At 59.3% G+C, this 24,726-nt stretch carries 24 protein-coding genes; 10 read left to right on the top strand and 14 right to left on the bottom strand.

The features are described 5' to 3' along the window. Positions 1-332 precede the first annotated feature (332 nt). A complete protein-coding gene (gene fumC / locus ABLV64_RS03895) occupies positions 333-1,733 on the top strand; it encodes a class II fumarate hydratase (protein WP_004887066.1) in 1,401 nt (466 codons plus the stop codon). Here the strand turns inward: fumC and tus are convergent. From tus to rstA, 4 genes are all read right to left on the bottom strand, one after another. Next, the gene (gene tus / locus ABLV64_RS03890) at positions 1,723-2,655 is read right to left on the bottom strand and encodes a DNA replication terminus site-binding protein (RefSeq protein WP_057214892.1); all 933 of its coding nucleotides are present in this window, start codon (positions 2,653-2,655) and stop codon (positions 1,723-1,725) included. The genes fumC and tus overlap by 11 nt on opposite strands. Before the next feature lie 75 nt (positions 2,656-2,730). Next, a complete protein-coding gene (gene rstB, locus ABLV64_RS03885) occupies positions 2,731-4,032 on the bottom strand; it encodes a two-component system sensor histidine kinase RstB (RefSeq protein ID WP_004887061.1) in 1,302 nt (433 codons plus the stop codon). A 263-nt stretch (positions 4,033-4,295) separates the two neighbouring features. Beyond that, positions 4,296-4,658, bottom strand: coding sequence for a hypothetical protein (locus ABLV64_RS03880; RefSeq protein ID WP_004887058.1), 363 nt, complete (start codon positions 4,656-4,658; stop codon positions 4,296-4,298). A 232-nt stretch (positions 4,659-4,890) separates the two neighbouring features. After that, positions 4,891-5,607, bottom strand: coding sequence for a two-component system response regulator RstA (gene rstA, locus ABLV64_RS03875; RefSeq protein ID WP_017898700.1), 717 nt, complete (start codon positions 5,605-5,607; stop codon positions 4,891-4,893). Positions 5,608-5,735: 128 nt separating this feature from the next. On the opposite strand from rstA, the gene ABLV64_RS03870 reads away from it, so the two are divergent. Next, the gene (locus ABLV64_RS03870; protein ID WP_004887053.1) at positions 5,736-6,071 is read left to right on the top strand and encodes a GlpM family protein; all 336 of its coding nucleotides are present in this window, start codon (positions 5,736-5,738) and stop codon (positions 6,069-6,071) included. Here ABLV64_RS03870 and folM read toward each other — a convergent pair. From folM to ydgH, 3 genes are all read right to left on the bottom strand, one after another. Beyond that, a complete protein-coding gene (gene folM / locus ABLV64_RS03865) occupies positions 6,068-6,790 on the bottom strand; it encodes a dihydromonapterin reductase (protein WP_004887050.1) in 723 nt (240 codons plus the stop codon). The genes ABLV64_RS03870 and folM overlap by 4 nt on opposite strands. A gap of 36 nt (positions 6,791-6,826) precedes the next feature. Next, positions 6,827-8,209 (bottom strand): amino acid permease, encoded by a 1,383-nt coding sequence (locus tag ABLV64_RS03860; RefSeq protein WP_032455954.1) that lies wholly within the window; start codon positions 8,207-8,209, stop codon positions 6,827-6,829. 177 nt (positions 8,210-8,386) lie between these two features. Next, complete coding sequence (gene ydgH / locus ABLV64_RS03855; protein WP_004887044.1) at positions 8,387-9,337, bottom strand: DUF1471 family protein YdgH; 951 nt, start codon at positions 9,335-9,337, stop codon at positions 8,387-8,389. Between the two features lie 521 nt (positions 9,338-9,858). On the opposite strand from ydgH, the gene pntA reads away from it, so the two are divergent. From pntA to ABLV64_RS03840, 3 genes are all read left to right on the top strand, one after another. Beyond that, complete coding sequence (gene pntA / locus ABLV64_RS03850) at positions 9,859-11,388, top strand: Re/Si-specific NAD(P)(+) transhydrogenase subunit alpha (RefSeq protein WP_023318147.1); 1,530 nt, start codon at positions 9,859-9,861, stop codon at positions 11,386-11,388. A 10-nt stretch (positions 11,389-11,398) separates the two neighbouring features. Further along, on the top strand, positions 11,399-12,787 hold the full coding sequence (pntB, locus tag ABLV64_RS03845; protein ID WP_348842961.1) for a Re/Si-specific NAD(P)(+) transhydrogenase subunit beta: 1,389 nt from the start codon (positions 11,399-11,401) through the stop codon (positions 12,785-12,787). A 148-nt stretch (positions 12,788-12,935) separates the two neighbouring features. Then, positions 12,936-13,124, top strand: coding sequence for a YdiH family protein (locus ABLV64_RS03840; protein ID WP_004887037.1), 189 nt, complete (start codon positions 12,936-12,938; stop codon positions 13,122-13,124). Between the two features lie 119 nt (positions 13,125-13,243). Here the strand turns inward: ABLV64_RS03840 and uspE are convergent, their stop codons facing one another. The 3 genes from uspE to ogt all read right to left on the bottom strand — a co-directional run bounded on the left by uspE (position 13,244) and on the right by ogt (position 15,795). Then, complete coding sequence (gene uspE / locus ABLV64_RS03835) at positions 13,244-14,194, bottom strand: universal stress protein UspE (protein WP_004887033.1); 951 nt, start codon at positions 14,192-14,194, stop codon at positions 13,244-13,246. Between the two features lie 138 nt (positions 14,195-14,332). Next, on the bottom strand, positions 14,333-15,085 hold the full coding sequence (gene fnr / locus ABLV64_RS03830) for a fumarate/nitrate reduction transcriptional regulator Fnr (protein ID WP_004887031.1): 753 nt from the start codon (positions 15,083-15,085) through the stop codon (positions 14,333-14,335). A 194-nt stretch (positions 15,086-15,279) separates the two neighbouring features. Beyond that, positions 15,280-15,795, bottom strand: coding sequence for a methylated-DNA--[protein]-cysteine S-methyltransferase (gene ogt, locus ABLV64_RS03825; protein WP_004887029.1), 516 nt, complete (start codon positions 15,793-15,795; stop codon positions 15,280-15,282). A 267-nt stretch (positions 15,796-16,062) separates the two neighbouring features. On the opposite strand from ogt, the gene ABLV64_RS03820 reads away from it, so the two are divergent. Next, on the top strand, positions 16,063-16,221 hold the full coding sequence (locus tag ABLV64_RS03820; RefSeq protein WP_032455956.1) for a hypothetical protein: 159 nt from the start codon (positions 16,063-16,065) through the stop codon (positions 16,219-16,221). A 32-nt stretch (positions 16,222-16,253) separates the two neighbouring features. On the opposite strand, the gene abgT is transcribed toward ABLV64_RS03820, so the two are convergent. From abgT to ABLV64_RS03805, 3 genes are all read right to left on the bottom strand, one after another. After that, positions 16,254-17,780 carry a p-aminobenzoyl-glutamate transporter gene (gene abgT, locus ABLV64_RS03815; protein ID WP_023318148.1) on the bottom strand — a complete coding sequence of 509 codons (1,527 nt, stop codon included), beginning with the start codon at positions 17,778-17,780 and terminating at the stop codon, positions 16,254-16,256. A 122-nt stretch (positions 17,781-17,902) separates the two neighbouring features. Beyond that, positions 17,903-19,348, bottom strand: a complete 1,446-nt coding sequence (locus ABLV64_RS03810; RefSeq protein ID WP_186933910.1) for a M20 family metallopeptidase — start codon at positions 19,346-19,348, stop codon at positions 17,903-17,905. Then, positions 19,348-20,658, bottom strand: a complete 1,311-nt coding sequence (locus tag ABLV64_RS03805) for a M20 family metallo-hydrolase (RefSeq protein ID WP_032455958.1) — start codon at positions 20,656-20,658, stop codon at positions 19,348-19,350. The genes ABLV64_RS03810 and ABLV64_RS03805 overlap by 1 nt, the downstream gene beginning before the upstream one ends. Positions 20,659-20,824: 166 nt before the next feature. Between ABLV64_RS03805 and ABLV64_RS03800 the strand changes: the two genes are divergently transcribed. Both ABLV64_RS03800 and smrA read left to right on the top strand, forming a co-directional pair. Continuing rightward, positions 20,825-21,733 (top strand): LysR family transcriptional regulator, encoded by a 909-nt coding sequence (locus ABLV64_RS03800; protein ID WP_064177883.1) that lies wholly within the window; start codon positions 20,825-20,827, stop codon positions 21,731-21,733. A gap of 101 nt (positions 21,734-21,834) precedes the next feature. Then, positions 21,835-22,398, top strand: coding sequence for a DNA endonuclease SmrA (gene smrA, locus ABLV64_RS03795; RefSeq protein ID WP_004887017.1), 564 nt, complete (start codon positions 21,835-21,837; stop codon positions 22,396-22,398). Here smrA and ABLV64_RS03790 read toward each other — a convergent pair. Continuing rightward, on the bottom strand, positions 22,395-23,201 hold the full coding sequence (locus ABLV64_RS03790; RefSeq protein WP_049116847.1) for an IclR family transcriptional regulator C-terminal domain-containing protein: 807 nt from the start codon (positions 23,199-23,201) through the stop codon (positions 22,395-22,397). The genes smrA and ABLV64_RS03790 overlap by 4 nt on opposite strands. A gap of 169 nt (positions 23,202-23,370) precedes the next feature. On the opposite strand from ABLV64_RS03790, the gene ABLV64_RS03785 reads away from it, so the two are divergent. Both ABLV64_RS03785 and ABLV64_RS03780 read left to right on the top strand, forming a co-directional pair. Then, positions 23,371-24,057 carry a 3-oxoacid CoA-transferase subunit A gene (locus ABLV64_RS03785; protein WP_004887011.1) on the top strand — a complete coding sequence of 229 codons (687 nt, stop codon included), beginning with the start codon at positions 23,371-23,373 and terminating at the stop codon, positions 24,055-24,057. Between the two features lie 10 nt (positions 24,058-24,067). Further along, the gene (locus ABLV64_RS03780; protein ID WP_004887008.1) at positions 24,068-24,724 is read left to right on the top strand and encodes a 3-oxoacid CoA-transferase subunit B; all 657 of its coding nucleotides are present in this window, start codon (positions 24,068-24,070) and stop codon (positions 24,722-24,724) included. The last annotated feature ends 2 nt before the right edge of the window (positions 24,725-24,726 follow it).

Raw genomic sequence — 24,726 nt, 5'->3', positions numbered from 1 at the left:
CCGCCCTTCGGGGCGGCTATGGCCGATGACAAACCGGTTTTCGTTATTGTGATCGCCTTAATGCCGGGTGGCGGCTTCCGCCTTACCCGGCCTACGAAAAACAGCAATATTAAACAGTTAAGCAATTCTCTGTAGGCCCGTGCAAGCGCAGCGCCGCCGGGCAATCCCGACGATTGCATTTTGTCAGCGGTCTGGACCGCCCTTCGGGGCGGTTTTTTTATGCCGCTTCGCGGCACGAACCACCAAAACAACTTTTCAATCTGGCCAATACTTACTCTTTTAAGCAGGTGAGCTTTGTCGCTATGACGCACTTTTCATCCAAGGAGAAAGTAATGACAACGCATCGCAGTGAAAAAGACTCGATGGGCGCCATCGACGTCCCGGCCGATAAACTCTGGGGCGCCCAGACCCAGCGTTCTCTGGAGCATTTCCGCATCTCGACCGAAAAAATGCCCGGGGAACTGATATATGCCCTCGCGCTGACCAAGCGGGCGGCGGCGAAGGTCAATCAGGATCTTGGCCTGCTGACGCCGGAGAAAGCCGGGGCGATCGTCGCCGCCGCTGACGAAGTGCTGGCCGGAAAACACCCCCAGGAGTTTCCGCTGGCTATCTGGCAGACCGGTTCCGGCACCCAGAGCAATATGAATATGAACGAGGTGCTGGCCAACCGCGCCAGTGAACTGCTCGGCGGTGAGCGGGGGATGGCGCGAAAAATCCACCCCAATGACGATGTCAATAAAAGCCAAAGCTCGAATGATGTGTTCCCCACCGCCATGCACGTCGCGGCGCTGATTGCCCTGCGGGAAAAATTGCTCCCGCCGCTGCAGGCGCTGCGGGCCACGCTCAACGAAAAAGCGGTGGCCTTCAGGGATATCGTTAAGATCGGTCGCACCCATCTGCAGGACGCCACGCCGCTCACCTTAGGCCAGGAAATCTCCGGCTGGGTGGCGATGCTGGACCATAACCTGAAGCATCTTGACGCCAGCCAGCCGCATCTCGCCGAGCTGGCGCTGGGCGGGACGGCGGTGGGGACCGGGCTGAATACCCATCCGGAATATGCCGTGCGGGTGGCGGCCGAACTGGCCTCGCTCAGCGGACAGCCGTTTGTCACCGCGCCGAACAAATTCGAAGCGCTGGCCACCGTCGATGCCCTGGTCCATGCCCACGGCGCGCTGAAAGGTCTGGCGGCCTCGCTGATGAAAATCGCTAACGATGTCCGCTGGCTGGCCTCCGGGCCGCGCTGCGGGATAGGGGAAATCGCCATCCCGGAAAACGAGCCCGGGTCATCGATTATGCCCGGCAAGGTCAACCCGACGCAGTGCGAAGCCCTGACCATGGTCTGCTGCCAGGTGATGGGTAACGACGTGGCAGTGAATATCGGCGGCGCCTCGGGTAACTTCGAGCTCAACGTCTATCGGCCGATGGTCATTCACAACTTCCTGCAGTCGGTGCGTCTGCTGGCGGACGGCATGGCGAGCTTTAACGAGCACTGTGCGGTGGGGATTGAGCCGAATCGCGAGCGGATCAACCAGCTGCTCAACGAGTCGCTGATGCTGGTGACCGCGCTGAATACCCATATCGGCTATGATAAAGCGGCGGAGATCGCCAAAAAAGCGCACCATGAGGGGCTGACCCTGAAGGCCTCGGCGCTGGCGCTGGGCTACCTGACGGAAGCCGAATTCGACAGCTGGGTGCGCCCGGAGCTGATGGTCGGCAGCCTGGCTACTCGCTAGCCAGCCAGAGGTGCAGGCGAGGGATCAGTAATCTCAGCGACTGCGCCTCCGGTTTGTAGCGGTATTGCACGTTGTCGGCATCGTAGTTGAGCAATTCGCCAATATCCGGCACGCTGACCCCCTGGCTGCCGGATATCAGGGCGATCAGCGGGCTGGGGCAGGCGTACTGCACCTGTTTCTGCTCGCTGGCATACCAGACGCGGGCAATCGGCTGTACTTTCACCGGCCGTTTAATTTTCAGCCGCGCCCGCTGCGGCAGGGCGGCGATATCCTGATACTCCCTCTCCAGTTTGCTCTGCCACTGCTCGCGGGTCCAGGGCGGCACCGCCCGCGGCGATTGCAGGCTTTTCTCCAGCATCATCAACACCTGGTCGCGGGTCAGGTTTTTGATCACGTGCTTATTGGCCCAACCGAAGCGGATAGTGCTCGGGTCGAGAAGGGGCGTTAGCGTGCGATAGGCGCTGAGGGTAATTAATCCAGGCAAATGGCGATGCACCCACTCAAAGCGGGCGGTGGGGGGCAGGCCAGAGTCGACGGTGACGATTTTCTCGAAGGTGGCCTTAAGGGCGTTGATCTGCTGAATGCGCGCCAGCAGCGCCTGCTGTTCCGCGGCGGTGACCTGCAGGCAGATAGCACCCGGCAGGCGGACGGCGGCTTTGCTGCTGCGGGTTTCCGATTGCTGCTGGATAAACAGATGGCCATAGTGTCGCAGGGCGAGATCCAGCGCCGCCTCCCCGGTGTGCTGGACGACAGTAATGTTCGCCAGCGGGTCATGCTCGGCATCTTTACTGATTGCCGGCAGCTCAAACACCCGGCCCGCCAGCAGTCGACAGGTCGTTAACGCCTGGCGCAGCGCCTGCAGCTCCAGCTCGATCTGGCGAAAGGTATCATTCAGACGTTCAACGAGGTCGTAGCTGGCCATCGCATTCACCTTAGTTACAACATACTATTCGATTTTTACAGCATACCCAGCCCGCGGCCGCTGCGCAAGTTTTATTCAGGCAGAGGTAAAATCGGGCAACTGATGATAGACCGGCCAGCTAAAGCAGAAGCGGGCGCCGCCGAGAGGACTGGCCTCGCAGCGAACCTCGCCCCCCATCGCCTGGGCGATACTGTGGACGATGGCCAGGCCGAGGCCGCAACCTCCGGTCGCCCGATCGCGGCTGGGGTCTAGACGAACAAAAGGTTCGAACACCCGCTCGCGCTCCTCGGGGGCAATGCCCGGGCCGTCATCATCGACCTGCAACGACGCGCGGGCACCCTGCAGGGTCAGGCTGACCGCCACCCGCTGACTGCTGTAGCGCAGGGCGTTATTCACCAGATTATCCAGCACCCGCTCCATCAACCGCATATCCAGCGCGCCATAGTTGCCGCGGGTCAGCGTCGCCAGGCAGACCTCGCGCTGCGGGTTGACCATCTGGATATCCTCGACGTGGTCGCTGATCCAGGCGGGAAAATCGGGGGTGGTCAGGCTGAGCTCCGTCTGCGGGCGGTCGAGACGGGCGTAGGTCAGGAGCTCTTCAATGAGCGCCTCCAGTTGGCCGATATCACGGTTCAGCGCCTGCGATTCCGCCTCGGTGAGGTTTTCGCTCATCTCCAGACGGTAGCGCAGGCGCACCAGAGGCGTCCTGAGCTCATGGGCGATGCCGTCAATCAGCTGCTTTTTGCTGGCAATGAGGGCGTTAATGTTGTCGGCCATCTGGTTAAAGGCCACCCCGAGCCGCTCAAAGCTGGACATGCTGTCAAAATGAATACGCTCGCTGAGGTGGCCTTCGCCAAAGCGCTGGGCGGCGGTCTCAATGCGCAGCATGTCCTGCCAGTGCGGACGCATCCAGATAAACACCGGGAAGGCCAGCGAGATAGCGATAAACGCCATCAGCGCCACGTCCAGCAGGCGCATTTCATGCAGAAAATAGAGATAGGGTACCGGGCCCACGGATAACACATAGTGGCTGCGGGGGATGCGCTGGATAAAGGTGTACTGGTCGTCGAGCGCGACAATATCCCCAGCGCGCAGGTGCTGCATCGAGCTTTCCGACAATTTAAATTTGCTCATCGGCTCGATGTGCAGGTCGAACGACAGATTAAGGTCCAGCTCTTTAAGCGTCTTGCTCCAGTCGCGAGGCGGGATTTCCCGCAGCTCGCTGCGCATCAGATACAGTGAGCTTTTCATCAGATCGTCAAGCGACTGCCTTCCGGCGCGTTCAGCGGTAAATTTATAGACCAGGCCCACCAGCATGGTCATCACCAGAAAGCAGACGAAGAGCAGAAGATAGAACTGCACGAACAGCTTTTTCATTACATTACCGCATATTCAAAAAGAGAAACCTGCCGGCGCCCCGGACCATCTGCAGGGCAGGGCGAAAACGTCACGGATTTACCGGGGCGAGCCGAAGCCCACGCGGGCATAACCGATACGCTATCAAAGCAGGGTTTATGCCCCCTGACAATAGCCAGCCGGGTGTAGCGACGTCGTTAAGAATGTGACAGTGTCACTCATTGCGGGCTTACGTCTGCATGAGGCCAGGATTGTGGCCAGCGTATTCTGCGCGCCGCTGGTTGCTACTCGCGATAGTAGGGTATATCCACCGGATAGAGGGTGGCCAGGCTCAGCAGCCGACAGCGCACCAGCTGTTCTGCTTCGGCATACCAGTAAGCAAATTCGCCGGTGGTCTGGTGGTAAATCATCTGATCAAGATTAGCAAACGGGATCACCAGCAGCGGCCCCTGGCGCACGTATCCGCCGCCGGTTTCGAAATGGTGATCTCCCCAGGATTGCTGGGTATGTTGATAGCGGTGAAGAAGCACCTTAATCTGCCCGCGCTGTGGACAGAGGAGCCGGATATCGGCGTTGTCGAGAGAAAAAGCCCAGCCAGAGAGTGACGTGAAGAGAGTAAGTGCCAAAAGTACAACGTATTTCATCATGCAAAAGTCCTGTGTTTTCAGGCTTTATGCCACTCTGACAACGCTAAGTCCTTGAGCACAATCATATTGAGGGGTTATGTGATGGGCTTCTGTACGGCGAAACATATTGATTTACTCAATATGACAAATGGGCGGCGGTCAGCCAGCGCGAAGGTGGCGAAAAAATGCGATGCGCTTGCCGCCGGGGAACAGGCGGTGAAACGGGCCCCTTTCAGGGCCGCAGACTGACCGCTCAGTTATCCCAGGCGTGGGGGGCGAAGAGGTAGCCTTTGTTGCGTACCGTCTTAATCCGGTAGGGTTCGGTGGCGTTGTCGAGCAGTTTTTTGCGCAGGCGCGAGATAGCGACGTCAACGCTGCGATCCATCCCGTCGTAGGTGACGCCGCGTAAATTTTTCAGCAAGGCGTCGCGGTCCATAATCTGCCCGGCGTGGGTGGCCAGCTCCCACAGCAGGTCGAAATCGGCGGTGGACAGGGCGACGCTTTCTCCGCCGAGCAGCACCTGGCGGTTGACCGGGTCAATGGTCAGTGAGCCAAAGGAGATGGTCTTGTGCGGGGTCAGCGTCGAAGGCGCGCCTGTACCCGCCGGGGCGATATGCTGGCGCAAATGCAGACGCAGTCGCGCCAGCAGCACCGCCGGCGGTGTGGTCTTCAGGATATAATCGCTGGCGCCCATTTCCAGGGAGAGGATATGGTTCATATCGCTGTCGAGCGAGGTCAGCAGAACAATCGGCCCTTGCCATTGCCCACGCAAATCGCGACAGAGGGTCATTCCGTCCTTGCCGGGCAGCATAATGTCCAGCAGCACGAGGTCCGGTTTCTCCCGCGCGATCACTTCCTCTGCGCGGTCGCCGCGAGGCTCGACCACCACCTCCATATCATGCTTGCCGAGATAGGCGGCGATCAGCGCTCCTACCTCAGGATCATCCTCAACAAAAACGATTTTATTCATGTCTATTGCACATCAGTAAAAGAAGTAACATACACCGCGGCTATTTTACCCGCCATTCCTGTTTTATAAACAGCGCTAATTCCGCTATGCTGCGCTAACTTGTTGATTCATTGTTAAGGCATATGGACATGGGGCTGTTAATCAAAGGGCTGCTGGGCGCGCTGGTGGTGGTGCTGATTGGCGTGCTGGCGAAAACCAAAAACTACGCCATCGCCGGGCTTATTCCGCTGTTTCCCACCTTTGCGCTCATTGCCCACTATATTGTTGCCAGCGAGCGTGGTATTGAAGCCCTGCGCGCCACTATCGTGTTCGGCATGTGGTCGATCGTTCCCTATTTTATCTATCTGCTGTCGCTGTGGTACTTCACCGGCATCATGCGCCTGCCGTTAGCGCTGGCAGGCGCAGTGGGGTGCTGGGGGCTGTGCGCCTGGCTGTTGATTGTTGGCTGGAGCCGCTTCCACTAACGCAGAGGGCGACCGCCGTCGACGGCGTATGACCGGCCGGTCACGTAGCGGCTGGTAAACAGATAGTCGATAAGGTCGCTGATCTCTTTCTCGCCCGGGGCGATTTTCATCAGCGATTTATCCAGCGCCTGCTGACGATAGGCCTCGTCGTCACCTTCATTGAACATGATCAGCGACGGGGCTATAGCGTTGACTTTGATCTCCGGCGCCAGCTTGCGGGCGAAGGAGCGGGTCATGTTGTCCAGCGCGGCCTTGCTGGCGGCGTAGGCGATATGTTTATCGCTCCCGCGCTCCACCACGTAATCGGTGATATGGATAATGTCGCTGGCGGCATGGCCGTGACCGCGCAGGAGTTCTTCCAGCGCGTGGTTGAGCAGATAGGGGGCATGGACGTGGATCTGCATCATGCGGTTGATCACCGTGCTGAGCGGTACTCCCGGCTTCTCCGCCATCCAGTCGCTGGCGTTGTGGATGATGGCCCGCAGGCCGCTGGTATGCGATTTAACCGCTTCGGCAAAGGTCAGAATGCCGTCATCGCTGCTGAAGTCGGCCTGCAGACAGAGAGCGCCTGCCTGGCGCAGGTCATCGATCGCCGGATAGGGCGTGCGATAGCTGACGATGACCGGCTGGTGTTGCTGCAGAAAATGGTGCGCCAGCGCGAGGCCGATGCGGCGGCCTCCTCCTGTGATCAGAACCGGGCGGGGCTGTAGTTCAGCCATGGGTATCTCCTTTGATTTAGGCGGCAGGGCGACCGCTTACCCCACCAGCATCCACGTTGCCGGCACAGCGGCAACCAGCAATAAACCAATTAGCGCCAATTCGCGGCGTTTGAGCGAACGATCGTGCTGGTGCGTACGCCGGGCGTACAAAAAGACCAGAAGACCCGGAGCGTAAAGTACCACCGACAACAGCAAATGCACAGGTCCCGACGCGTATAATAACCATAAGCCATAAATGCAGGCGCCGATACCCACCGCTTGATGCAGCGGACGGGTGGCGATTTTCAGCAAAAAGGCGCCGACCAGCAGATAGGGCACGAGGATCATCTCTGACGCAATAGTCAGCAGGGTGCCGTAGTCCGAACCGGTCAGCCAGATCAAAACCAGCGACGCCTGAACGCTGATATTGGTCAGCCACAGCGAGGCGGAGGGGGCGTTGTTGCGGTTCTGACGGGCGAACAGGCGCGGGAAGGCTTTGTGGGTGGCCGCGAGGTAAGGCACTTCGGCGGCCATGATGGTCCAGCTGAGATAGGCGCCGCACACCGACACGATAAGCCCGGCGGCAATCACAATTTCACCCCACGAGCCCATCAGTCTGACCATCAGTCCCGCCATCGACGGGTTGCGCATTTCGGCCAGTTCGCTACGCGGCACCACGCCCAGCGACAGCAGGGTGACCAGCAGATACACCGCGAGGGCAGAAAGCACCGCCAGCAGCGTCGCGCGCCCAACGTCGCGCTTGTGACGCGCGCGGGCGGAGACCACCACCGCGCCTTCGACGCCGATGAACACCCACAGAGTGATCAGCATCGTGTTTTTAACCTGCTCCCACACCGGTACGCCCAGCGCCAGGCCGCTGAAATCGAGGCGGAACGTATCCAGCTGAAAGGCCAGGGCGGCGAGGGCAACAAACGCCCCCAGCGGCAACAGCTTGGCGAGGGTCGCGACCAGGTTAATCCCCGCCGCCGTCTGCACCCCACGCAGGACCAGAAAGTGGACTACCCACAGCAGAACTGAAGCGCCGACGATCGACTGCCAGGTGTTGCCATCGCCAAACAGGCGCAGCTCAGGGGTATCGGTGAAGAAACTGAGCGCCGAAAAGACGATCACCAGATAAGAGACATTGGCAATCACCGCGCACAGCCAGTAGCCCCACGCGGAACAGAAGCCGATCAGCTCGCCGAACCCCTCACGGGCGTAGGTGAAGATCCCGCCGTCGAGGTCGGGGCGAATACGGGTCAACAGCAGCATCGCGAAGGCGAGGAACAGGATCCCGACGCCGGTGATCGCCCAGCCGATGAGCAGAGCGGAAGGGCTGGCCACGGCCGCCATATTTTGCGGCAAACTGAATACGCCAGCGCCGAGCATTGAGCTAAGGACCAGGGCGGTCAGGGCGCTCAGGCCCAGTTTCTTTTCCATTGCATTCCCGAGGTGAAAATGGCTGTTCCAGAATATTTATTTTGCGAAATCGCATAAAAATGGAGGATTGCGCTAAGGCGCGGGATTTTACGGAGTGTCCGGGGGCCATGCAATGGCGGGGGATGAAAAAAAATGAAAAGGCGGCAATGCGCCGCCTTTTTAGCCAGTCAGCAGCGATTATTTGTACAAATCGGCGCTGATGGTGATGTTGCCGCCGCGTTCCTGCCACTGGCGGGTAATGTGGTAGTACTTCGCCCCTTTCTTCGCCGCGCGTTTCGCCGTCTGATAAGAGATTTCCGTCATGTTGCCATAGTTACCGGTGAACTTGATGTTATCGAACGGCACCATTTGCGCCGCGGTCACTTTGTTCACTTCTTCAACTTTGGTGCCGTCCGGCAGCGTGACAGTGTAACGTCCGCCTTTCGACGACTGGGTCTCGAAGAAACGACCTACGCCGGTGCCGGAGCCAACCGCCGCGGTGGTGGCGACGCCCGGGATTTCGACGTTTTTCGCCGCTTCGCCGCCTTTGGCCAGCGCCGCGCGGCCGGCTTCAGAATCAGCCGGGATAGCGTCCGGGCTCTGCAGAACGCGTTTCTCCGCATCTTTTTTGTAGATATAGGCGGTAATGCGCTGGTTGCCGCCCTGGTTGGCGTCCACCTGGCGGACGATGAAGAACGCATAGGCGCCTTTCGCTTTCGCCGCTTTGGTGATGGCGTCGTTCACTTCCGGCTGACTGCGATAGAAGCCCTGGACGGTGACGGTGTCGTAAGGCATCAGCTCAACGGCCTGATCTTTCGGCAGCTCCATCACGCCATTGATGATGCGATTTTTCGGCGCATCCGCTTTCGGCGCGTCGTCTTTATAGAGGTCAGCCGTGACGCGCCAGTTGCCGCCATTGCCGTAATCCGACGTGTCGACAACATAGAATGAGGCCGCGCCGTCTTTGTCAGCTTTGCGCGATACCGCTTGCACCGCGTCGCCAATGGCATTAAACCGGCCGGTGACGACAACGCGATCGTAGGGCTTCAGCGCAGCCGCCTGCTCCGGGGTCAACTCGGTCGCTGCGTGGGCAGACAACGTGGCGGTTGTCAGGAGAGCAGACGCCAGGAGGGTGTTTTTAAGCTTCATAAAAATAATCCTTTGCCTTGCGCAAACCATATACTGGTGTTGTTGTTGACTGAAAACGTTTGATTATTGCATTTAATCGCCGTGACTGTCTGCGTCATTTTTTGCTTGCCGCCCGAATCGTATACCACGGAAAGATAACATTTTTCGATATGTTGAAAAAACAGCCGCTTGACCAGCAAAAACGATAATCGATACCACTTTTATTAGTTAATGTAATGTTAATACAATGATCTCAATGGCGATAAATGGCGTTTTATACCACTGGATAAGCGGATTATCAGGCCTGAAAGGCAAATTCAGGTAAATATTGCTGCCCGGAACCATCTGTGCTGACAATAAGCAATAAAATCAAAATTTCTGTTTTATCGCTGTAGATCACAATCGCTATTTTCAGTAGGTTATAAAAAGTTTGTTACTGTTTCATTTTGCAGACAGCGAAAGACGGCGAGGACGATTTTGCCGTCCTGTCGTTGTTGGTCAGAAAAGTAAACCATCATCAAAAACCGATGGAAGGGAAAACTATGCGTATTGGTGTACCACAAGAAAGGCTAGCCCAGGAGACCCGGGCCGCCGCCACGCCGAAGACCGTTGAGCAGTTGCTCAAACTCGGCTTTAGCGTCGCGGTAGAAAGCGGCGCCGGGAAGTTGGCCAGCTTTGACGATGAGGCCTTCGCCCAGGCGGGGGCTGAGATCGTGACCGGCGACGAGGTGTGGCAGTCTGATGTCATCCTCAAGGTCAATGCCCCGAATGACGATGAAATTGCCCTGTTGAATCCAGGAACCACGCTGATTAGTTTTATCTGGCCGGCGCAAAATCCGCAGCTGATGGAAAAACTGGCGGCCCGCAATATCAACGTGATGGCGATGGATTCGGTGCCGCGTATCTCCCGCGCCCAGTCGCTGGATGCGCTCAGCTCAATGGCCAATATCGCCGGGTACCGCGCTATCGTTGAAGCGGCCCATGAATTCGGCCGTTTCTTTACCGGGCAGATTACCGCGGCAGGCAAAGTTCCGCCCGCCAAGGTAATGGTTATCGGCGCCGGGGTGGCCGGTCTGGCGGCGATTGGCGCCGCCAACAGCCTGGGGGCGATTGTTCGCGCCTTCGATACCCGTCCGGAAGTGAAGGAGCAGGTGCAGAGTATGGGCGCCGAATTCCTCGAACTGGATTTTAAAGAGGAAGCGGGCAGCGGCGACGGCTATGCCAAGGTGATGTCCGAGGCCTTTATTCAGGCCGAAATGGCGCTGTTCGCCGCCCAGGCGAAAGAGGTCGATATTATCGTCACCACGGCGTTAATTCCGGGCAAGCCGGCGCCGAAGCTGATCACCCGGGAAATGGTTGACGCCATGAAGTCGGGCAGCGTGGTGGTCGATCTCGCCTCGCAAAACGGCGGCAACTGCGAGTACACCGTGCCGGGCGAAGTGGTGACCACCGCCAACGGCGTTAAAATTATCGGTTATACCGACCTGCCAGGCCGTCTGCCGACCCAGTCCTCCCAGCTCTACGGCACCAACCTGGTGAACCTGCTGAAGCTGCTGTGCAAAGAGAAAGACGGCAATATCGTCATCGATTTCGATGACGTGGTGGTGCGCGGCGTGACCGTGGTGCGTGAAGGCGAAATCACCTGGCCGGCGCCGCCGATTCAGGTCTCCGCTCAGCCGCAGGCCGCGGCGAAAAAAGTGGAAGCGCCGAAAGAAGAGGTGAAACCGGCGTCGCCGTGGCGCAAATATGCGCTGATAGCGCTGGCGATTATTCTCTTCGGCTGGCTGGCCAACGTGGCGCCTAAAGAGTTCCTCGGCCATTTCACCGTCTTCGCGCTGGCCTGCGTGGTGGGTTACTACGTGGTATGGAATGTCTCCCATGCGCTGCATACGCCGCTGATGTCGGTGACGAACGCCATTTCGGGCATTATCGTGGTTGGCGCGTTGCTGCAGATAGGCCACGGCGGCTGGGTCAGCTTCCTGAGCTTTATCGCGGTACTGATCGCCAGCATTAATATTTTCGGTGGTTTTACCGTGACTCAGCGCATGCTGAAAATGTTTCGCAAAGGATAAGGGGTAGCACATGTCTGGTGGATTAGTTACAGCTGCATACATTGTTGCTGCAATCCTGTTTATTTTCAGCCTGGCGGGTCTGTCGAAACACGAAACCTCGCAGCAGGGCAACTATTTCGGCATCGCCGGGATGGCCATCGCCCTGATCGCCACTATTCTGGGTCCGGACGCCGGCAACGTCGGCTGGATTATCCTCGCGATGGTGATCGGTGGGGCAATCGGTATTCGTCTGGCGAAGAAGGTCGAAATGACCGAGATGCCGGAGCTGGTGGCCATCCTGCACAGCTTCGTTGGCCTGGCGGCGGTGCTGGTAGGGTTTAACAGCTACCTGCAGCATGAAACCGGCATGGAGCAGATTCTGGTCAATATCCATTTGACCGAAGTGTTCCTCGGCATCTTCATCGGCGCGGTGACCTTCACCGGTTCGGTAGTGGCGTTTGGTAAACTGCGCGGCAAGATCTCCTCCAAACCGCTGATGCTGCCTAATCGCCATAAGCTTAACCTGGCGGCGCTGGTGGTTTCCTTCATCCTGATGGTGATTTTTGTGCGCTCCGACAGCACCGGCACCCAGGTCCTGTGCCTGCTGGTGATGACCGCGATCGCGCTGGCCTTCGGCTGGCACCTGGTGGCCTCCATCGGCGGCGCGGACATGCCGGTGGTGGTCTCGATGCTCAACTCCTACTCGGGCTGGGCGGCGGCGGCGGCGGGCTTTATGCTGAGCAATGACCTGCTGATCGTCACCGGCGCGCTGGTGGGCTCTTCCGGCGCCATCCTCTCTTACATTATGTGTAAGGCGATGAACCGCTCCTTTATCAGCGTGATCGCCGGCGGCTTCGGCACCGATGGCTCCTCCAGCGGCGGCGATGAAGAAGTGGGCGAGCACCGCGAAATTAGCGCCGAAGAGACGGCGGAGATGCTGAAAAATTCGCACTCGGTCATCATCACCCCGGGCTATGGTATGGCGGTGGCCCAGGCGCAGTATCCGGTGGCAGAAATTACCGAGAAGCTGCGGGCGCGCGGCATTAAGGTGCGCTTTGGCATTCACCCGGTCGCCGGCCGTCTACCGGGACATATGAACGTCCTGCTGGCGGAGGCTAAAGTGCCTTACGACATCGTGCTGGAGATGGATGAGATCAACGATGATTTCAGCGATACCGACACCGTGCTGGTCATCGGCGCTAACGATACCGTCAACCCGGCGGCGCAGGACGATCCGAAGAGCCCGATCGCCGGCATGCCGGTGCTTGAGGTGTGGAAAGCGCAGAACGTGGTGGTCTTTAAGCGTTCGATGAACACCGGTTACGCCGGCGTACAGAACCCGCTGTTCTTTAAAGAGAACACCCATATGCTGTTCGGTGATGCCCAAGCCAGCGTCGATGCGATCCTGAAAGCGCTGTAATGTAACATTATTGTTTTACAACGTTTGTTTATAAGCCGTCTCCTGTGAGACGGCTTTTTTATATGCACAAGGATGCCAGGGATTGTTCATAAAATAAGCGGTAAAAGGTGATATAATGTTCCGGTTCTTACATCAGACAGAGGATATTATGGATACCGAGTTAACCCCAACGCAGATGGCCATCGAATTCTTACGCCGCGACACCACCGTCATGACTCCAGCGCAGTATCTGAAAAAACTTAAACTGCTGGAACTGGAGTTTGCTGACCTGATGGCGCTCTCCTCGCTGGAGCTGAAAGAAGAGATCGATCTGGCCTGGCGTCTGGGTATCCACTGAGTCGTTCAGGGTCGCCATGCCATGACGGGGCCGCAAGCGGCCCTTTTTTGTGCCTGAGGGAAAGCGGGCAAAAAAATCCCCCGCGAGGCGGGGGATGATGAACGTTCCGGGAGGGAAGATTAATCGTCGTCGTCGTCGTCCAGTTCCACCGGCGTCTGATAGGCCTCTGGTTTAAGCACCAGCAGATCGCAGCGCAGGTGGTCGACAACCTGCTCCGCGGTATTGCCAAGGAACGCCGCGGAGAGGCCGGTTCGTCCGACCGTACCCAGCACCACGATCCCCGCCTGCAGATGCTCGGCGAGATCCGGGATCACCTCCTCAGGCAACCCTTTTTCCACGTGGGTGAATTTCTCGTCAATGCCAAACTTCTGCCGCAGGGCTTTCATCGCCAGCAGATGCTGGCCGCGGATGGCGTCGTTGTAGACGCTGGGATCGAAATCCGGCAGCTCAATCGCGATATTGATCGGGGTGACCGGATAGGCGCCGATAAGGTGCACTTCAGTGTGGTTGACTTCTTCCGCCAGCGACAGGGTCTCGCGCACCAGCTTCTCGTTGAGGGTGTTGTGATAATTTTCTTCACTGGCCAGATTGACGGCGACCAGCGCTTTACCGCCTTCTGGCCATGGCTGGTCTTTCACCATCCAGACCGGGCAAGGGCACTTACGCAGCAGATGCCAGTCGGTCGGGGTGAAGATCACCGCTTCCAGCTTGTCGTGTTGGTGGGCCATCTTCAGCAGCAGGTCGTGTTTCTCACTGATCACTTCCTGAATAATGGCTTCGAAGGGGCGGTTGTGCCACACCACCTTCACGTCAATCGGCACACCGGATTCAAGATAGAATTTCGCCTGCTCGCGGATCCAGGCCGTTCGTTGGGCAATGACGCCCTGACGCATCGCCGTCCGTTCATCCGGCGACAACAGGGTGGTCATTTCATAAGAAAAATCATAGATCGGCAAAAAGGCTTTGATGCGTCCACCAATCCGTTGGTGCAGGTACACCGCTCGCCTTAGCGCCGGCTGGTCGTCCTGGTTAGGATCGATTACTACCAGCATGCTCTGATACTTCGCCATACAGGGTCTCCTTACAACTGCAGCTACCGTCAGTTATTAAAAAGATAACCTATATGGATGAATTGAAACAGGGGAGGAGCCTGGTCAGATCAACAAATCTGAAAAAATTGCCGATCCTGACCAGGTGTTGCGCGGAGATTAAGCGACGTTACGCGCCTGACCGGCCAGCTGGGCCAGCAGGTCGCCGTTTTCAATGGTGATGTATTTGCCTTTCACCGCCAGCATGCCGCTCTTCTGGAAACGCCCCAGCAGACGGCTGATGGTTTCGACGGTGAGGCCGAGATAGTTGCCAATGTCGCCGCGGGTCATGGTCAGACGGAACTCACGGGGAGAGAAACCGCGCTGCGCGAAACGGCGGGACAGGTTATAGATAAACGCGGCCAGGCGCTCTTCGGCGTTCTTTTTGGAAAGCAGCAGGATCATATCCTGGTCGCCTTTGATCTCACCGCTCATCAGGCGCATCATCTGCTGACGCAGATTCGGCATTTTTCCGGAAAGATCGTCGAGGGTTTCAAAGGGGATCTCGCATACCATCGACGTTTCCAGCGCCTGGGCGAAGCTCGGGTGCAGGCCGGTGCCGATGGCGTCAAAGCCCACCAGATCGCCCGCCAGGTGGAAGCCGGTAATCTGCTCATCGCCTTGCTCGGTGATGGTGTAGCTTTTGATGGTCCCGGAGCGAATGGCATACAACGATTTCAGCTCATCACCGGCTTTGAACAAGGTTTGACCTTTCTGGATGGGCTTTTTCCGCTCGATAATATTATCCAGCTGATCAAGCTCGTGCTCGTTCAGAGTAAAGGGGATGCAGAGCTGGCTGATACTGCAATCCTGACAATGGATAGCACAACCGCCAGACTGAATGCGTCGAATAATTCGCTTCTCAGGGATCATATGTCTGCTCAGGCCTTAATTGATATTGGTCAATTTTAACATCTTTTTGATGAGCAGGTAAGTCTTCAGGCTCTGAAACACGTAATATCAGCAGGGGAAATCAAAACAGGCTGATATCTGCTTGATTAAAAATAGATTATTCAGCCACATTTGATTGTAAAATTACCTGAAAATTCCAGAAAAGGCATTTTCAGTCAAAGCAACAGATAGCCCTCGTGGCGCAGAAGCCACTCTTTACGCTGCACGCCGCCGGCATAGCCGGTCATCGTACCGTTACGCCCGATGACCCGATGGCAAGGCACCACAATACTCACCGGGTTGGCGCCATTGGCGGCCCCCACCGCGCGTGCCGCGCCGGGACGACCGAGCGCTTCGGCCAGCTGACCGTAGTGCATCACCTGGCCGCAGGGGATATCGCGCAACGCCTGCCAGACCTGGCGCTGGAAAGGGGTGCCGGCGGTGGCGGTAGGCAGGGTCTCGATAACGGCCAGGTCGCCGGCAAAATAGTCGTTCAGCTTACTGCTGAGACCGCCCGGATTGCGGCAGTCGACGCGCTGATAGCCTTCCCGGCGATAGTGTACGTCGAGCAGGGTTTCCATCCGATCGCGGTGCTCGTCCCACTCGACGGCGCGTAAATTAAACTGTTCGTCGCAGAGTACCCACAGCGCCCCCAGCGGGGTATCCATTTTATCCTGCAGCAAGGTCAACATCGTTTCAGTCATCCACCATCGTACACGAGGGCCACACGATACCACGCGCCGGCGGCGGTCAACTATACTCCCAAAAGATAAACCCGTATCCCCGGCCGGCTTCCTGCGGCCTGTACGTTGATTTATTTTTGGATCGATCCTGGCGGGTTATCGGGCATGGTTTTTGCTACTTTTAAGCTGACGACGCCGGTCCTCCGCGCCGCTTTGCGCGCCCGGGAAGGTGCCACCGCGTCGTCGCGGCGCGGTTAATAACTCAGAGGTGGGGCTATGCAATATATACTGACTGGTGTAATCGTATTGATCTTCAGCGGCCTGGTTATCCACGGCCTCACGCTGTTGCTCGAACGCGGGTATCGCGCGCTTTTCGGCATCTTCGCCGGAGCCGCAGATGTCCCCCGTAAGGTCAAAATGAAGGTGCCGCGTTAAGAGTAAGCAGCCGTCCCTGGCGCTTCAGCGGCTTAAGGGAGCCGCGGATAAATGCCAGGGCCGATGGGCAGTCCTGCCAGATACCAGCCCACCAGCAACAGCAGCCAGACGGCGAGAAAAATCAGCGGGTAAGGGAGCACCAGCGAGTAGTAAGTCCCGAGGCGGGCGTCGGGTCGGTAGCGCTGTAAAAAACCGAGAAACAGCGGTACAAACGGTGAAACCGGCGCCAGCGGCAGCACCGATGAATCGGCGATGCGAAACAGGATCTGCGCAAACGCCGGGTGGAAGCCCAGCAGCATAAACATCGGCACGAAGATCGGCGCCAGAATCGACCAGATGGCCGAGCCGCTGGCGATAAACATGCACAGAAAAGCCGACAGCAGCGCCAGACCGACAAACGCCGGGACGCCGTTCATGCCGGCGCTCTCCAGCAGGTCCGTCAGGCCAACGGCCATAAACTTGCCCATATTGCTCCAGTTGAACATCGCCACGAACTGCGCCAGCGGGAAGACCATCACGATAAATCCGGCCATCTCTTTCATCGGCTCAATCATCAACTGCGGCAGATCGGCCTGACGGCGAATTTTGCCAGTGGCGATGCCGTAAGCCAGCGACACGACAAAGAAGAAAAAGATGATCAGCGGCACGATGCCTTTGATAAACGGCGAGGGCATCACCGTGTGCTGAACCGGATCGCGAAGAATGCCGTTTTCAGGAACCACCATCAGGGCGATGACCGCCACGAACGCCAGCGTCGCCACGCCGGCGATGCGCAGGCCGAAACGCTCCTCAGTGGTCAGGGTTTGCAGCTTTTCGTCGCGGCTGCCTTGCCACTGTCCGAGCCTCGGCTCCACCAGCTTGTCAGTGATTAAACCGCCGACGAGGGTCAGGAGGATCACCGAGGTCGCCATAAAGTACCAGTTGTCGATCACGCTGACGTGCAGAGAGGCATCGATGGATTTGGCCGCCTCGGTGCTGATCCCGGAGAGCAGCACGTCGGTGGTGACGATCAGTAAATTGGCGGTAAAGCCGCAGCCCACGCCGGCTATCGCCGCCAGCAGGCCGGCGACCGGATGCCGACCGACAGCGAGAAACATCAGCGCCCCCAGCGGCGGCATGATCACCAGCGCGGCGTCGGAAGAGATATGGCTGAAAAAGGCGATGAATAGCACCATATAGCTGGCATAACGGGCGCTAACGTGGGAGGCCATCTTGACCATCAGCGCGGGCAACAGGCCCACCCGCTCGGCAAAGCCGGCGCCCAACACCAGGGCGAGGATCGCCCCCAGCGGCGCGAAACCGCTGAAGTTTTTAATCACGTTCGGTAAAAACCAGTGCAGCCCTTCCACGCTGAGCAGGTTTTTGACCACCACCCGCGACCCGTCCGCAGGGTTTTGCACCCCGACGTTGAAGGCGGAGAGTATCGCCGTGGCGGCGATCAGCGCCACGATAAGATAGATAAACAGCAAAAACGGGTGCGGGACCTTATTACCGATCTTCTCTACCCAGCCATAGCGCTTTCCGGCGGGGGAAGGCGACGGTATGGATGACATACTCATGGGCGTTCCTCTGTTGTCGTTGTTGTGTTGGGCAGGCCTGCTCCCGTACTGCCGGCGGTTATTATGGTCGGTGCGTGCCGCTATGCCGGTCAGCGTCTGTCAGGAGCGGTCTGGTCTTATGGTTATCGTAAAACCGACGGTCTCACCTCCGCCGGAATCGGGCAGCGGTAAGGATGTTCGGCCAGCGCCTGCCTGAGCTCTCGCTGGCTGGCCTCCAGCAGCGCGCGGTCGCTGAATAAACGGATCGCCGTCGCCGCGAGGACTTTCCCCGCCAGCAGCATCCCTTTATGGGCGATGGCGGTGCGTCCCTGGCTCACCAGCTGCCAGCTGTGCAGCGGGGTACCCACCGCGACGCAGGGGCTGAAGCATTGGGCCACCGGCGCTTTCCAGCTGACGTCGCCGACGTCGGTGGAGCCGGCGAGAATCGTATCCGTGGCCGCCCACGGCGCCACCTCATCAATCAGCAGCGTATCGCGGTGGCGACGAGCGAAGGTTTTCCCCGCCTCGCCGCCGGTGCCGGCGATATTGTTCAGGCTGTTGTTGATATCGTTGGCGCTGAGCGTGGCGCGGATCGCCGCGGCAAAGGCGCGATCGTCGTCGCTCCATGCCGGCGTGCCGTAATGCGCTACCGCCTGATACATCGCCGCTTCGAGCGTGCGGTTGGGCAGATAGCTGGAACAGGCTTTTTCAAAGCGGCAGCTGACGTGGGTCTCGGTCATCAGCGCGGCCCCCTGGGCAATCTTCTCAATGCGGGCGAAGATCTGCTCTACATCTGCCATCTCCGGGGCGCGGATCAGATACAGCACTTCCGCCTGGGCCTGGACGACGTTGGGCGAGACGCCGCCGGTATCGGTAATGGCGTAATGAACCCGCGCCTTCTCGATAATATGTTCATTCAGGAAGTTGCTGCCGGTGGTCATCAGGGTGACTGCGTCCAGGGCGCTTCGCCCCAGGTGCGGCGAATTGGCGGCGTGGGCGGCGGTGCCGGTAAAGCGCCACGCCGCCTGAATGTTGGCGAGGGTGCGGGTGCTGAACATCCCGGCCCAGGCCTCCGGATGCCAGGTGAGGGCCGCATCGACGTCATCAAACAGCCCTTCGCGCACCATGAACGTTTTGCCCGAGCCGCCTTCTTCCCCCGGGCAACCGTAGAAGCGCAGGGTGCCCGCGCCGCCGTGCTGCTGCAGCCATTTTTTGGCGGCAACCGCCGCGGCGAAAGCCGCTGTCCCGAGCAGGTTGTGCCCGCAGCCGTGACCGTTGCCCCCCGGCGTTGACGATGTCGGCTCCGCGCAATGCGCCTGCTGGCTGAGACCCGCCAGGGCGTCAAACTCGCCCAGCAGGGCAATAACCGGTTGGCCCTCGCCGAGGCTGGCGATAAAAGCATTGGGGATCCCGCCAGCATCACGGGTCAGCTGGAAACCTTCCGCTTCCAGGGCGTCCGCCAGCCGCCGGGCGGACCAGAACTCCTCAAAGCGCGTCTCCGGGTGGTCCCAGATATCATCGGCGATGGCGCAATAGGTCTCGCGGCTTGCCTCAATTACCTCTTCAACAAACTGAAAAATCGGGTCCATCACACCCCCCGCTGCCAGGGAAAGTTAAGCGCGACGCGCGCCAGGGTGTCGACCGCGACCGTCATTACGCTCTCGTCGAAGTCAAACTTCTCGTTGTGATGACCGGCGCTCAGTTCGGTGCCGAATATCATGTATGACGCAAGGCCGCCGCGCGCCTGGACCCGGGACATCATCAGGGTGGCGTCTTCCGATCCCGCCGGGGCGGCGATGCGATCCACCGCCTGCTGCACGCCGGGCACCCGCGCGGCCTGTTCGCGCAGGTACGCCACCCACGCCGGCGACGGGGCGCTGGCGGTGGCGGCCCCCATCATGCGTAACTCGTACCCGGCTTGATACATCGCCGCGGCCCCGGCGATGACGTGCTGCGCCCGGTCAAAAACATACTGGTTGATGGCTTCGCTTTCGCCGCGGGTTTCCACTTTTAACAGAGCCGAGGAGGGCACCACGTTGCGTCCGGTGCCGGCCTGCATCACCCCGACGTTGACCCGCGAAGCGCCGGCGCTGTGCGGTGGGATGGCGTGCAGGGCAAGGGCGGCCTGGGCGGCGGCGAGCAGCGCGTTGCGCCCATCTTCAGGCTTGCCGCCGGCATGAGCGGCCACGCCGCTGAACTCCACATCGAATTTGGTGGTGGCCATAAAGTTGTCGCCACCGCACACCACGGTGCCGACCGGGACGCCGGTGCCGATATGGATGGCGGTAAAATAGTCCACCTCGTCCACCACGCCGGCGGCCACCATCGCGCGGGCGCCGCGGGTACCCTCTTCAGCAGGCTGGAAAATCAGTTTAATGACGCCATTGAGCTGGGCGACATACTGCTTGAGCACATGCGCCAGCCCCAGCCCGATGGCAGTATGCCCATCGTGGCCGCAGGCGTGCATCATGCCGGCGTTGCAGGAGGCGAAATGGTCGCGATGGGGGCGATGGCTGTCATCGTGCTGCTCATTGAGGTCGAGGGCGTCCATGTCGACGCGAAAGGCCAGGGTTGGGCCGGGACGTCCGGTGTCGAGCGTCGCCACCACGCCGGCGAACCCGCCTTCAAACGCCGGCAACCAGCGTTCCGGCGCCCCTTGCTCGCGGGCGCGCTCGAAAGCCTGGGCCAGGGTCTCCTCATCCGGCAGCCCCATCCGGCTGTCGGCATCGATGACGTCGCGCCCCAGCGCCAGCTGGTAGCCGAGCCCGTCGAGGATCTCCGCCACCTTACTGGCGGTGCGAAACTCCAGCCAGCCGGATTCAGCGTGCAGGTGAAAATCGCGGCGCCATTGGGTCATGGCTGGCGCCAGCTGGCGCAGGTATTCATCAAGTTGCGGCATAGCTTATCCTGTCATAAGTAAAAAATGTGATGGCGTTCACGATGTGATAGCTTTTGTTTATCACTGACACGCTACAGGCCTTAACGCTCTTAACCTGCCACAGCCTGATGGATTACAGTAGATGTCATTTTCTTGCGTCTGATAAACAACGGTTATCACCAAAAGCATGGCCTTTCAGATCAAATTTCATCAAATTCGCGCCTTCGTCGAGGTGGCCCGGGAAGGGAGTATTCGCGGCGCCAGCCGCTCGCTGGCGATCTCGCAGCCGGCCTTGACCAAAGCGATTAAAGAGCTCGAGGAGGGGCTTTCCGCTCAGTTGTTCGTCCGCCGCCGCCAGGGGGTGGCGCTGACTGACAATGGCGAAAGTTTTTATCAACATGCGAGCCTGATCCTTGAGGAGCTGCGGGCGGCGCAGGATGAACTGCTGCAGCGTCAGGGAGAGCAGGCCGGGCAGATCAATATTGGCCTTGGCGCCAGCGTCGCCCGGTCGCTGATGCCGTCGGTGATCTGCCGCTTTCATCAGCAGCATCCTCAGGTGACGGTGCGGATCATGGAGGGCCAGCTGCTGGCGATGATCAATGAGCTGCGCCAGGGAGAGCTGGATTTCACCATCAATACCTACTATCCCGGGCCGTACGACCATGAGTTCAGCTTTGAAAAACTGTTTGAGAAACCGTTCGCGGTGTTCGCTCGCGCGGGGCATCCGGCGGCGCAGGCCACCTCGCTGGTGGAGCTGATGGATCACCACTGGACCATGCCGACGCCGCGCGGCAGCTACTTTAAACAGCTGCAGGACAGGTTTAATCAGGCCGGGCTGGCGCCAAAGGTGAATATTGTGTGCGAGACCTTCTCGTCGTGCATCAGCCTGGTGGTGAAAAGCGATTTTCTCAGTATCCTGCCGGTGGAGCTCGGCAACGATCCGCTGATGGCGGACAAGCTGATGATGATCCCCGTCCGCGAAGCGTTGCCGACGGCGGCCTATTTTCTGATCCAGCGGCGCGACACCCGACAGACGCCGCTAACGGCGTCATTGATCACCCTGTTTCGCCGCCAGAGTCGACAATGGTTTCCTTAACCGCCCGTCGCGCTCACTTTGCCAGCAGACGGGGATAAACGCATTGAGGGGGGAGCACGAGGCGGCTATAGTAGCTGGCGACAGCCGCTGGAGGAGAGCCCATGAACCTTGATGACAAATCCCTGTTTCTTGACGCCATGGAAGATGTCCAGCCCCTGAAACGTAACAATGACGTGCACTGGCATCCCGGGCGCAACAGTCGCGCCCCGCAGCGCGTCGACACCCTGCAACTGGATAATTTTCTCACTACCGGCTATCTCGATATCGTACCGCTCGCCACGCCGCTGGAGTTTAAGCGCGAAGGGCTGCAGAGCGGCGTGCTGGATAAGCTGCGGCGGGGGAAATACGGCCAGCAGGCGAGCCTCTCCCTGCTGCGCCAGCCGGTGGAGCAGTGCCGGCAGATGCTCTTCGCCTTTATGGTGCAGGCGCAGAAAGAGGGGTTACGCAATGTGCTGATCGTTCACGGCAAAGGCCGCGACGATCAGTCCCACGCCAATATCATCCGCAGCTATCTGGCGCGCTGGCTGGAAGAGTTGCCGGAGGTGCAGGCCTTCTGCGCCGCGCTTCCGCACCACGGCGGCAGCGGCGCCTGCTATGTCGCGCTGCGTAAATCGGCCGAAGCGAAGCAGGAAACCTGGGAGCAGCACGCCAAGCGCAGCCGTTAGCGCATCAGCAGCGTCAGCTCGCGGGCGGCTTTTTGCAGCTCCGGCAGCACGCGGTCGATCATTTCGCGGGCCGACATCTGGCCCGCATGCACCCCGACGTTCAGCGCCGCCTGCACCTGACCCTGGGCGTTAAACAGCGGTACCGCGAGGGAGCGCAGGCCCATCTCCAGCTCCTGATCGTTGAGGGCATACCCCTGTTGATGCACCCGTTTCAGCTCGGCGCGCAGCTTCGCCACCGAGTCCACCGTCTGCGGAGTATAGCGGATCATGGTTACCCTGGCCAGCATATCGTTGAGCTTCTCCTCTGGCTGATGGCTGAGCAGCACCCGGCCCATCGAGGTCGCCCACGCCGGAAGGCGGCTGCCGATATCGAGGTCGATGGTCATGATCCGCGAGCTGGAGGCGCGGGCGATATACAGAATATCGTCGCCATCGAGGGTGGCGATGGAGCAGGACTCGTTGAGCATTTCGCTCAGATGCCGCAGCACCGGCTGCGCCGAACGCGCCAGCGGCGTCGAGGCCAGCCAGGCGTGACCGAGGGACAGGATCCGCGGCCGTAGCTGAAAGTTTTTACCGTCTTCGGCATAGACGAACCCCAGCTTGCTCAGGGTATACAGGCAGCGGCGCACCGCGGCGCGCGGAATACCGGTCTTCTGACTGATCTGTGAGATAGACAGCAGGGGCCGCTGCGGCGTGAATGCCTGAATGACCTCCAGGCCGCGCGCCAGCGAGGCCATAAAGTTAGGATCGCCCTTAAACGGATCGCCGTCGCCGGTCAGTAAATCGTCTGGATGCTTATCCATTTCTGTTCCCCATATTTGCCATCGATCACATTCTTTCGCTAAAGATAACCGATGTTCGATTATCGCACCATATTTCGATTATCGCCCTTGACCGACATCGTTAAGCGGGTCACATTTTGTGCGAACAACGAATAAAAGTGCGATTACCGCACATCAATGGAGCGACCTGATGATTGATAAAAGCGTATCGACGCTGAGCGAGGCCATCGCCGGGATCCACGACGGGGCGACTATTATGATCGGCGGCTTTGGTCCTGCCGGCCAGCCGACCTTTCTGATTGACGCCCTGATAGACCAGGGCGCCCGCGACCTGACCATCATTAACAACAACGCCGGTAACGGCGAAGTGGGGCTCGCGGCGCTGCTGAAGGCTGGCCGGGTGCGCAAAATGATCTGCTCCTTCCCGCGCCAGGTCGATTCACAGATTTTTGATGACCTCTATCGCCGCGGCAAAGTGGAGCTTGAGCTGGTGCCGCAGGGCAACCTCGCGGCGCGGATCCAGGCCGCCGGCGCCGGGCTGGGCGCGGTCTTTACCCCCACCGGCTACGGCACGCCGCTGGCGGAAGGGAAGGAGACACGGGAAATCGACGGCCGCCACTATGTGCTGGAGTATCCGATCAAAGCCGATTTCGCGCTGATTAAAGCTCACCAGGGCGACCGTTGGGGCAACCTGGTGTATCGCAAGGCGGCACGCAACTTTGGCCCGATTATGGCGACGGCGGCGAAAACCACCATCGTTGAAGTCTCGCAGCTGGTGTCGCTGGGCGACCTCGACCCTGAACACATTATCACCCCCGGCATTTTCGTCCAGCGCCTCTTCTCGCTGGAAAACCTGACTGCCGCACAACGCGCCTGAGGAGCCCGAGATGCAAAAACTGACCCGTGACGAAATGGCCCAGCGCGTGGCCCGCGATATCCCCGAAGGCGCTTACGTTAACCTCGGTATTGGCCTGCCGACCCGGATTGCCAATTACCTGCCCGCCGACAAAGAGGTGTTCCTGCATAGCGAGAACGGCCTGCTGGGCATGGGGCCGAAACCGCTGCCTGGCGAAGAAGATCCGGAGCTGATCAATGCCGGAAAAGAGTACGTCACCCTCCTGCAGGGCGGCTGCTATTTCCACCATGGCGACTCCTTTGCCATGATGCGCGGCGGCCATCTCGATATCTGCGTGTTGGGGGCCTATCAGGTCTCCGCCAGCGGCGATCTCGCCAACTGGAGCACCGGCGCGCCGGACGCTATCCCGGCGGTCGGCGGGGCGATGGATCTGGCCATCGGCGCTCGCCAGGTGTTTGTGATGATGGACCATCTGACCCGCGACGGCGAGTGCAAGCTGGTGGAACAGTGCAGCTATCCGCTGACCGGGGTCGGCTGCGTTAGCCGGATCTATACCGACCTGGCGGTGATCGACATTACCGACCGCGGCCCGGTGGTGCGGGAAATCTTTAACGGTCTCTCTTTTGAAGAGCTGCAGCGCATCACTCCGGTGACGCTGACCTTTGAACAACTGGCGGAAAGCGCGTAAGG

Source organism: Klebsiella sp. JB_Kp031, assembly GCF_040064295.1.
GTDB lineage: Bacteria > Pseudomonadota > Gammaproteobacteria > Enterobacterales > Enterobacteriaceae > Klebsiella > Klebsiella quasipneumoniae.
This window is presented reverse-complemented; position numbering and strand designations above follow the sequence as displayed.

Excerpts from the sequence above, each read along its gene's own strand:
- fumC (WP_004887066.1), top strand. The coding sequence starts at position 333 with ATGACAACGCATCGCAGTGAAAAAGACTCGATGGGCGCCATCGACGTC.
- tus (WP_057214892.1), bottom strand. The coding sequence starts at position 2,655 with ATGGCCAGCTACGACCTCGTTGAACGTCTGAATGATACCTTTCGCCAG.
- rstB (WP_004887061.1), bottom strand. The coding sequence starts at position 4,032 with ATGAAAAAGCTGTTCGTGCAGTTCTATCTTCTGCTCTTCGTCTGCTTT.
- ABLV64_RS03880 (WP_004887058.1), bottom strand. The coding sequence starts at position 4,658 with ATGATGAAATACGTTGTACTTTTGGCACTTACTCTCTTCACGTCACTC.
- rstA (WP_017898700.1), bottom strand. The coding sequence starts at position 5,607 with ATGAATAAAATCGTTTTTGTTGAGGATGATCCTGAGGTAGGAGCGCTG.
- ABLV64_RS03870 (WP_004887053.1), top strand. The coding sequence starts at position 5,736 with ATGGGGCTGTTAATCAAAGGGCTGCTGGGCGCGCTGGTGGTGGTGCTG.
- folM (WP_004887050.1), bottom strand. The coding sequence starts at position 6,790 with ATGGCTGAACTACAGCCCCGCCCGGTTCTGATCACAGGAGGAGGCCGC.
- ABLV64_RS03860 (WP_032455954.1), bottom strand. The coding sequence starts at position 8,209 with ATGGAAAAGAAACTGGGCCTGAGCGCCCTGACCGCCCTGGTCCTTAGC.
- ydgH (WP_004887044.1), bottom strand. The coding sequence starts at position 9,337 with ATGAAGCTTAAAAACACCCTCCTGGCGTCTGCTCTCCTGACAACCGCC.
- pntA (WP_023318147.1), top strand. The coding sequence starts at position 9,859 with ATGCGTATTGGTGTACCACAAGAAAGGCTAGCCCAGGAGACCCGGGCC.
- pntB (WP_348842961.1), top strand. The coding sequence starts at position 11,399 with ATGTCTGGTGGATTAGTTACAGCTGCATACATTGTTGCTGCAATCCTG.
- ABLV64_RS03840 (WP_004887037.1), top strand. The coding sequence starts at position 12,936 with ATGGATACCGAGTTAACCCCAACGCAGATGGCCATCGAATTCTTACGC.
- uspE (WP_004887033.1), bottom strand. The coding sequence starts at position 14,194 with ATGGCGAAGTATCAGAGCATGCTGGTAGTAATCGATCCTAACCAGGAC.
- fnr (WP_004887031.1), bottom strand. The coding sequence starts at position 15,085 with ATGATCCCTGAGAAGCGAATTATTCGACGCATTCAGTCTGGCGGTTGT.
- ogt (WP_004887029.1), bottom strand. The coding sequence starts at position 15,795 with ATGTTGACCTTGCTGCAGGATAAAATGGATACCCCGCTGGGGGCGCTG.
- ABLV64_RS03820 (WP_032455956.1), top strand. The coding sequence starts at position 16,063 with ATGCAATATATACTGACTGGTGTAATCGTATTGATCTTCAGCGGCCTG.
- abgT (WP_023318148.1), bottom strand. The coding sequence starts at position 17,780 with ATGAGTATGTCATCCATACCGTCGCCTTCCCCCGCCGGAAAGCGCTAT.
- ABLV64_RS03810 (WP_186933910.1), bottom strand. The coding sequence starts at position 19,348 with ATGGACCCGATTTTTCAGTTTGTTGAAGAGGTAATTGAGGCAAGCCGC.
- ABLV64_RS03805 (WP_032455958.1), bottom strand. The coding sequence starts at position 20,658 with ATGCCGCAACTTGATGAATACCTGCGCCAGCTGGCGCCAGCCATGACC.
- ABLV64_RS03800 (WP_064177883.1), top strand. The coding sequence starts at position 20,825 with ATGGCCTTTCAGATCAAATTTCATCAAATTCGCGCCTTCGTCGAGGTG.
- smrA (WP_004887017.1), top strand. The coding sequence starts at position 21,835 with ATGAACCTTGATGACAAATCCCTGTTTCTTGACGCCATGGAAGATGTC.
- ABLV64_RS03790 (WP_049116847.1), bottom strand. The coding sequence starts at position 23,201 with ATGGATAAGCATCCAGACGATTTACTGACCGGCGACGGCGATCCGTTT.
- ABLV64_RS03785 (WP_004887011.1), top strand. The coding sequence starts at position 23,371 with ATGATTGATAAAAGCGTATCGACGCTGAGCGAGGCCATCGCCGGGATC.
- ABLV64_RS03780 (WP_004887008.1), top strand. The coding sequence starts at position 24,068 with ATGCAAAAACTGACCCGTGACGAAATGGCCCAGCGCGTGGCCCGCGAT.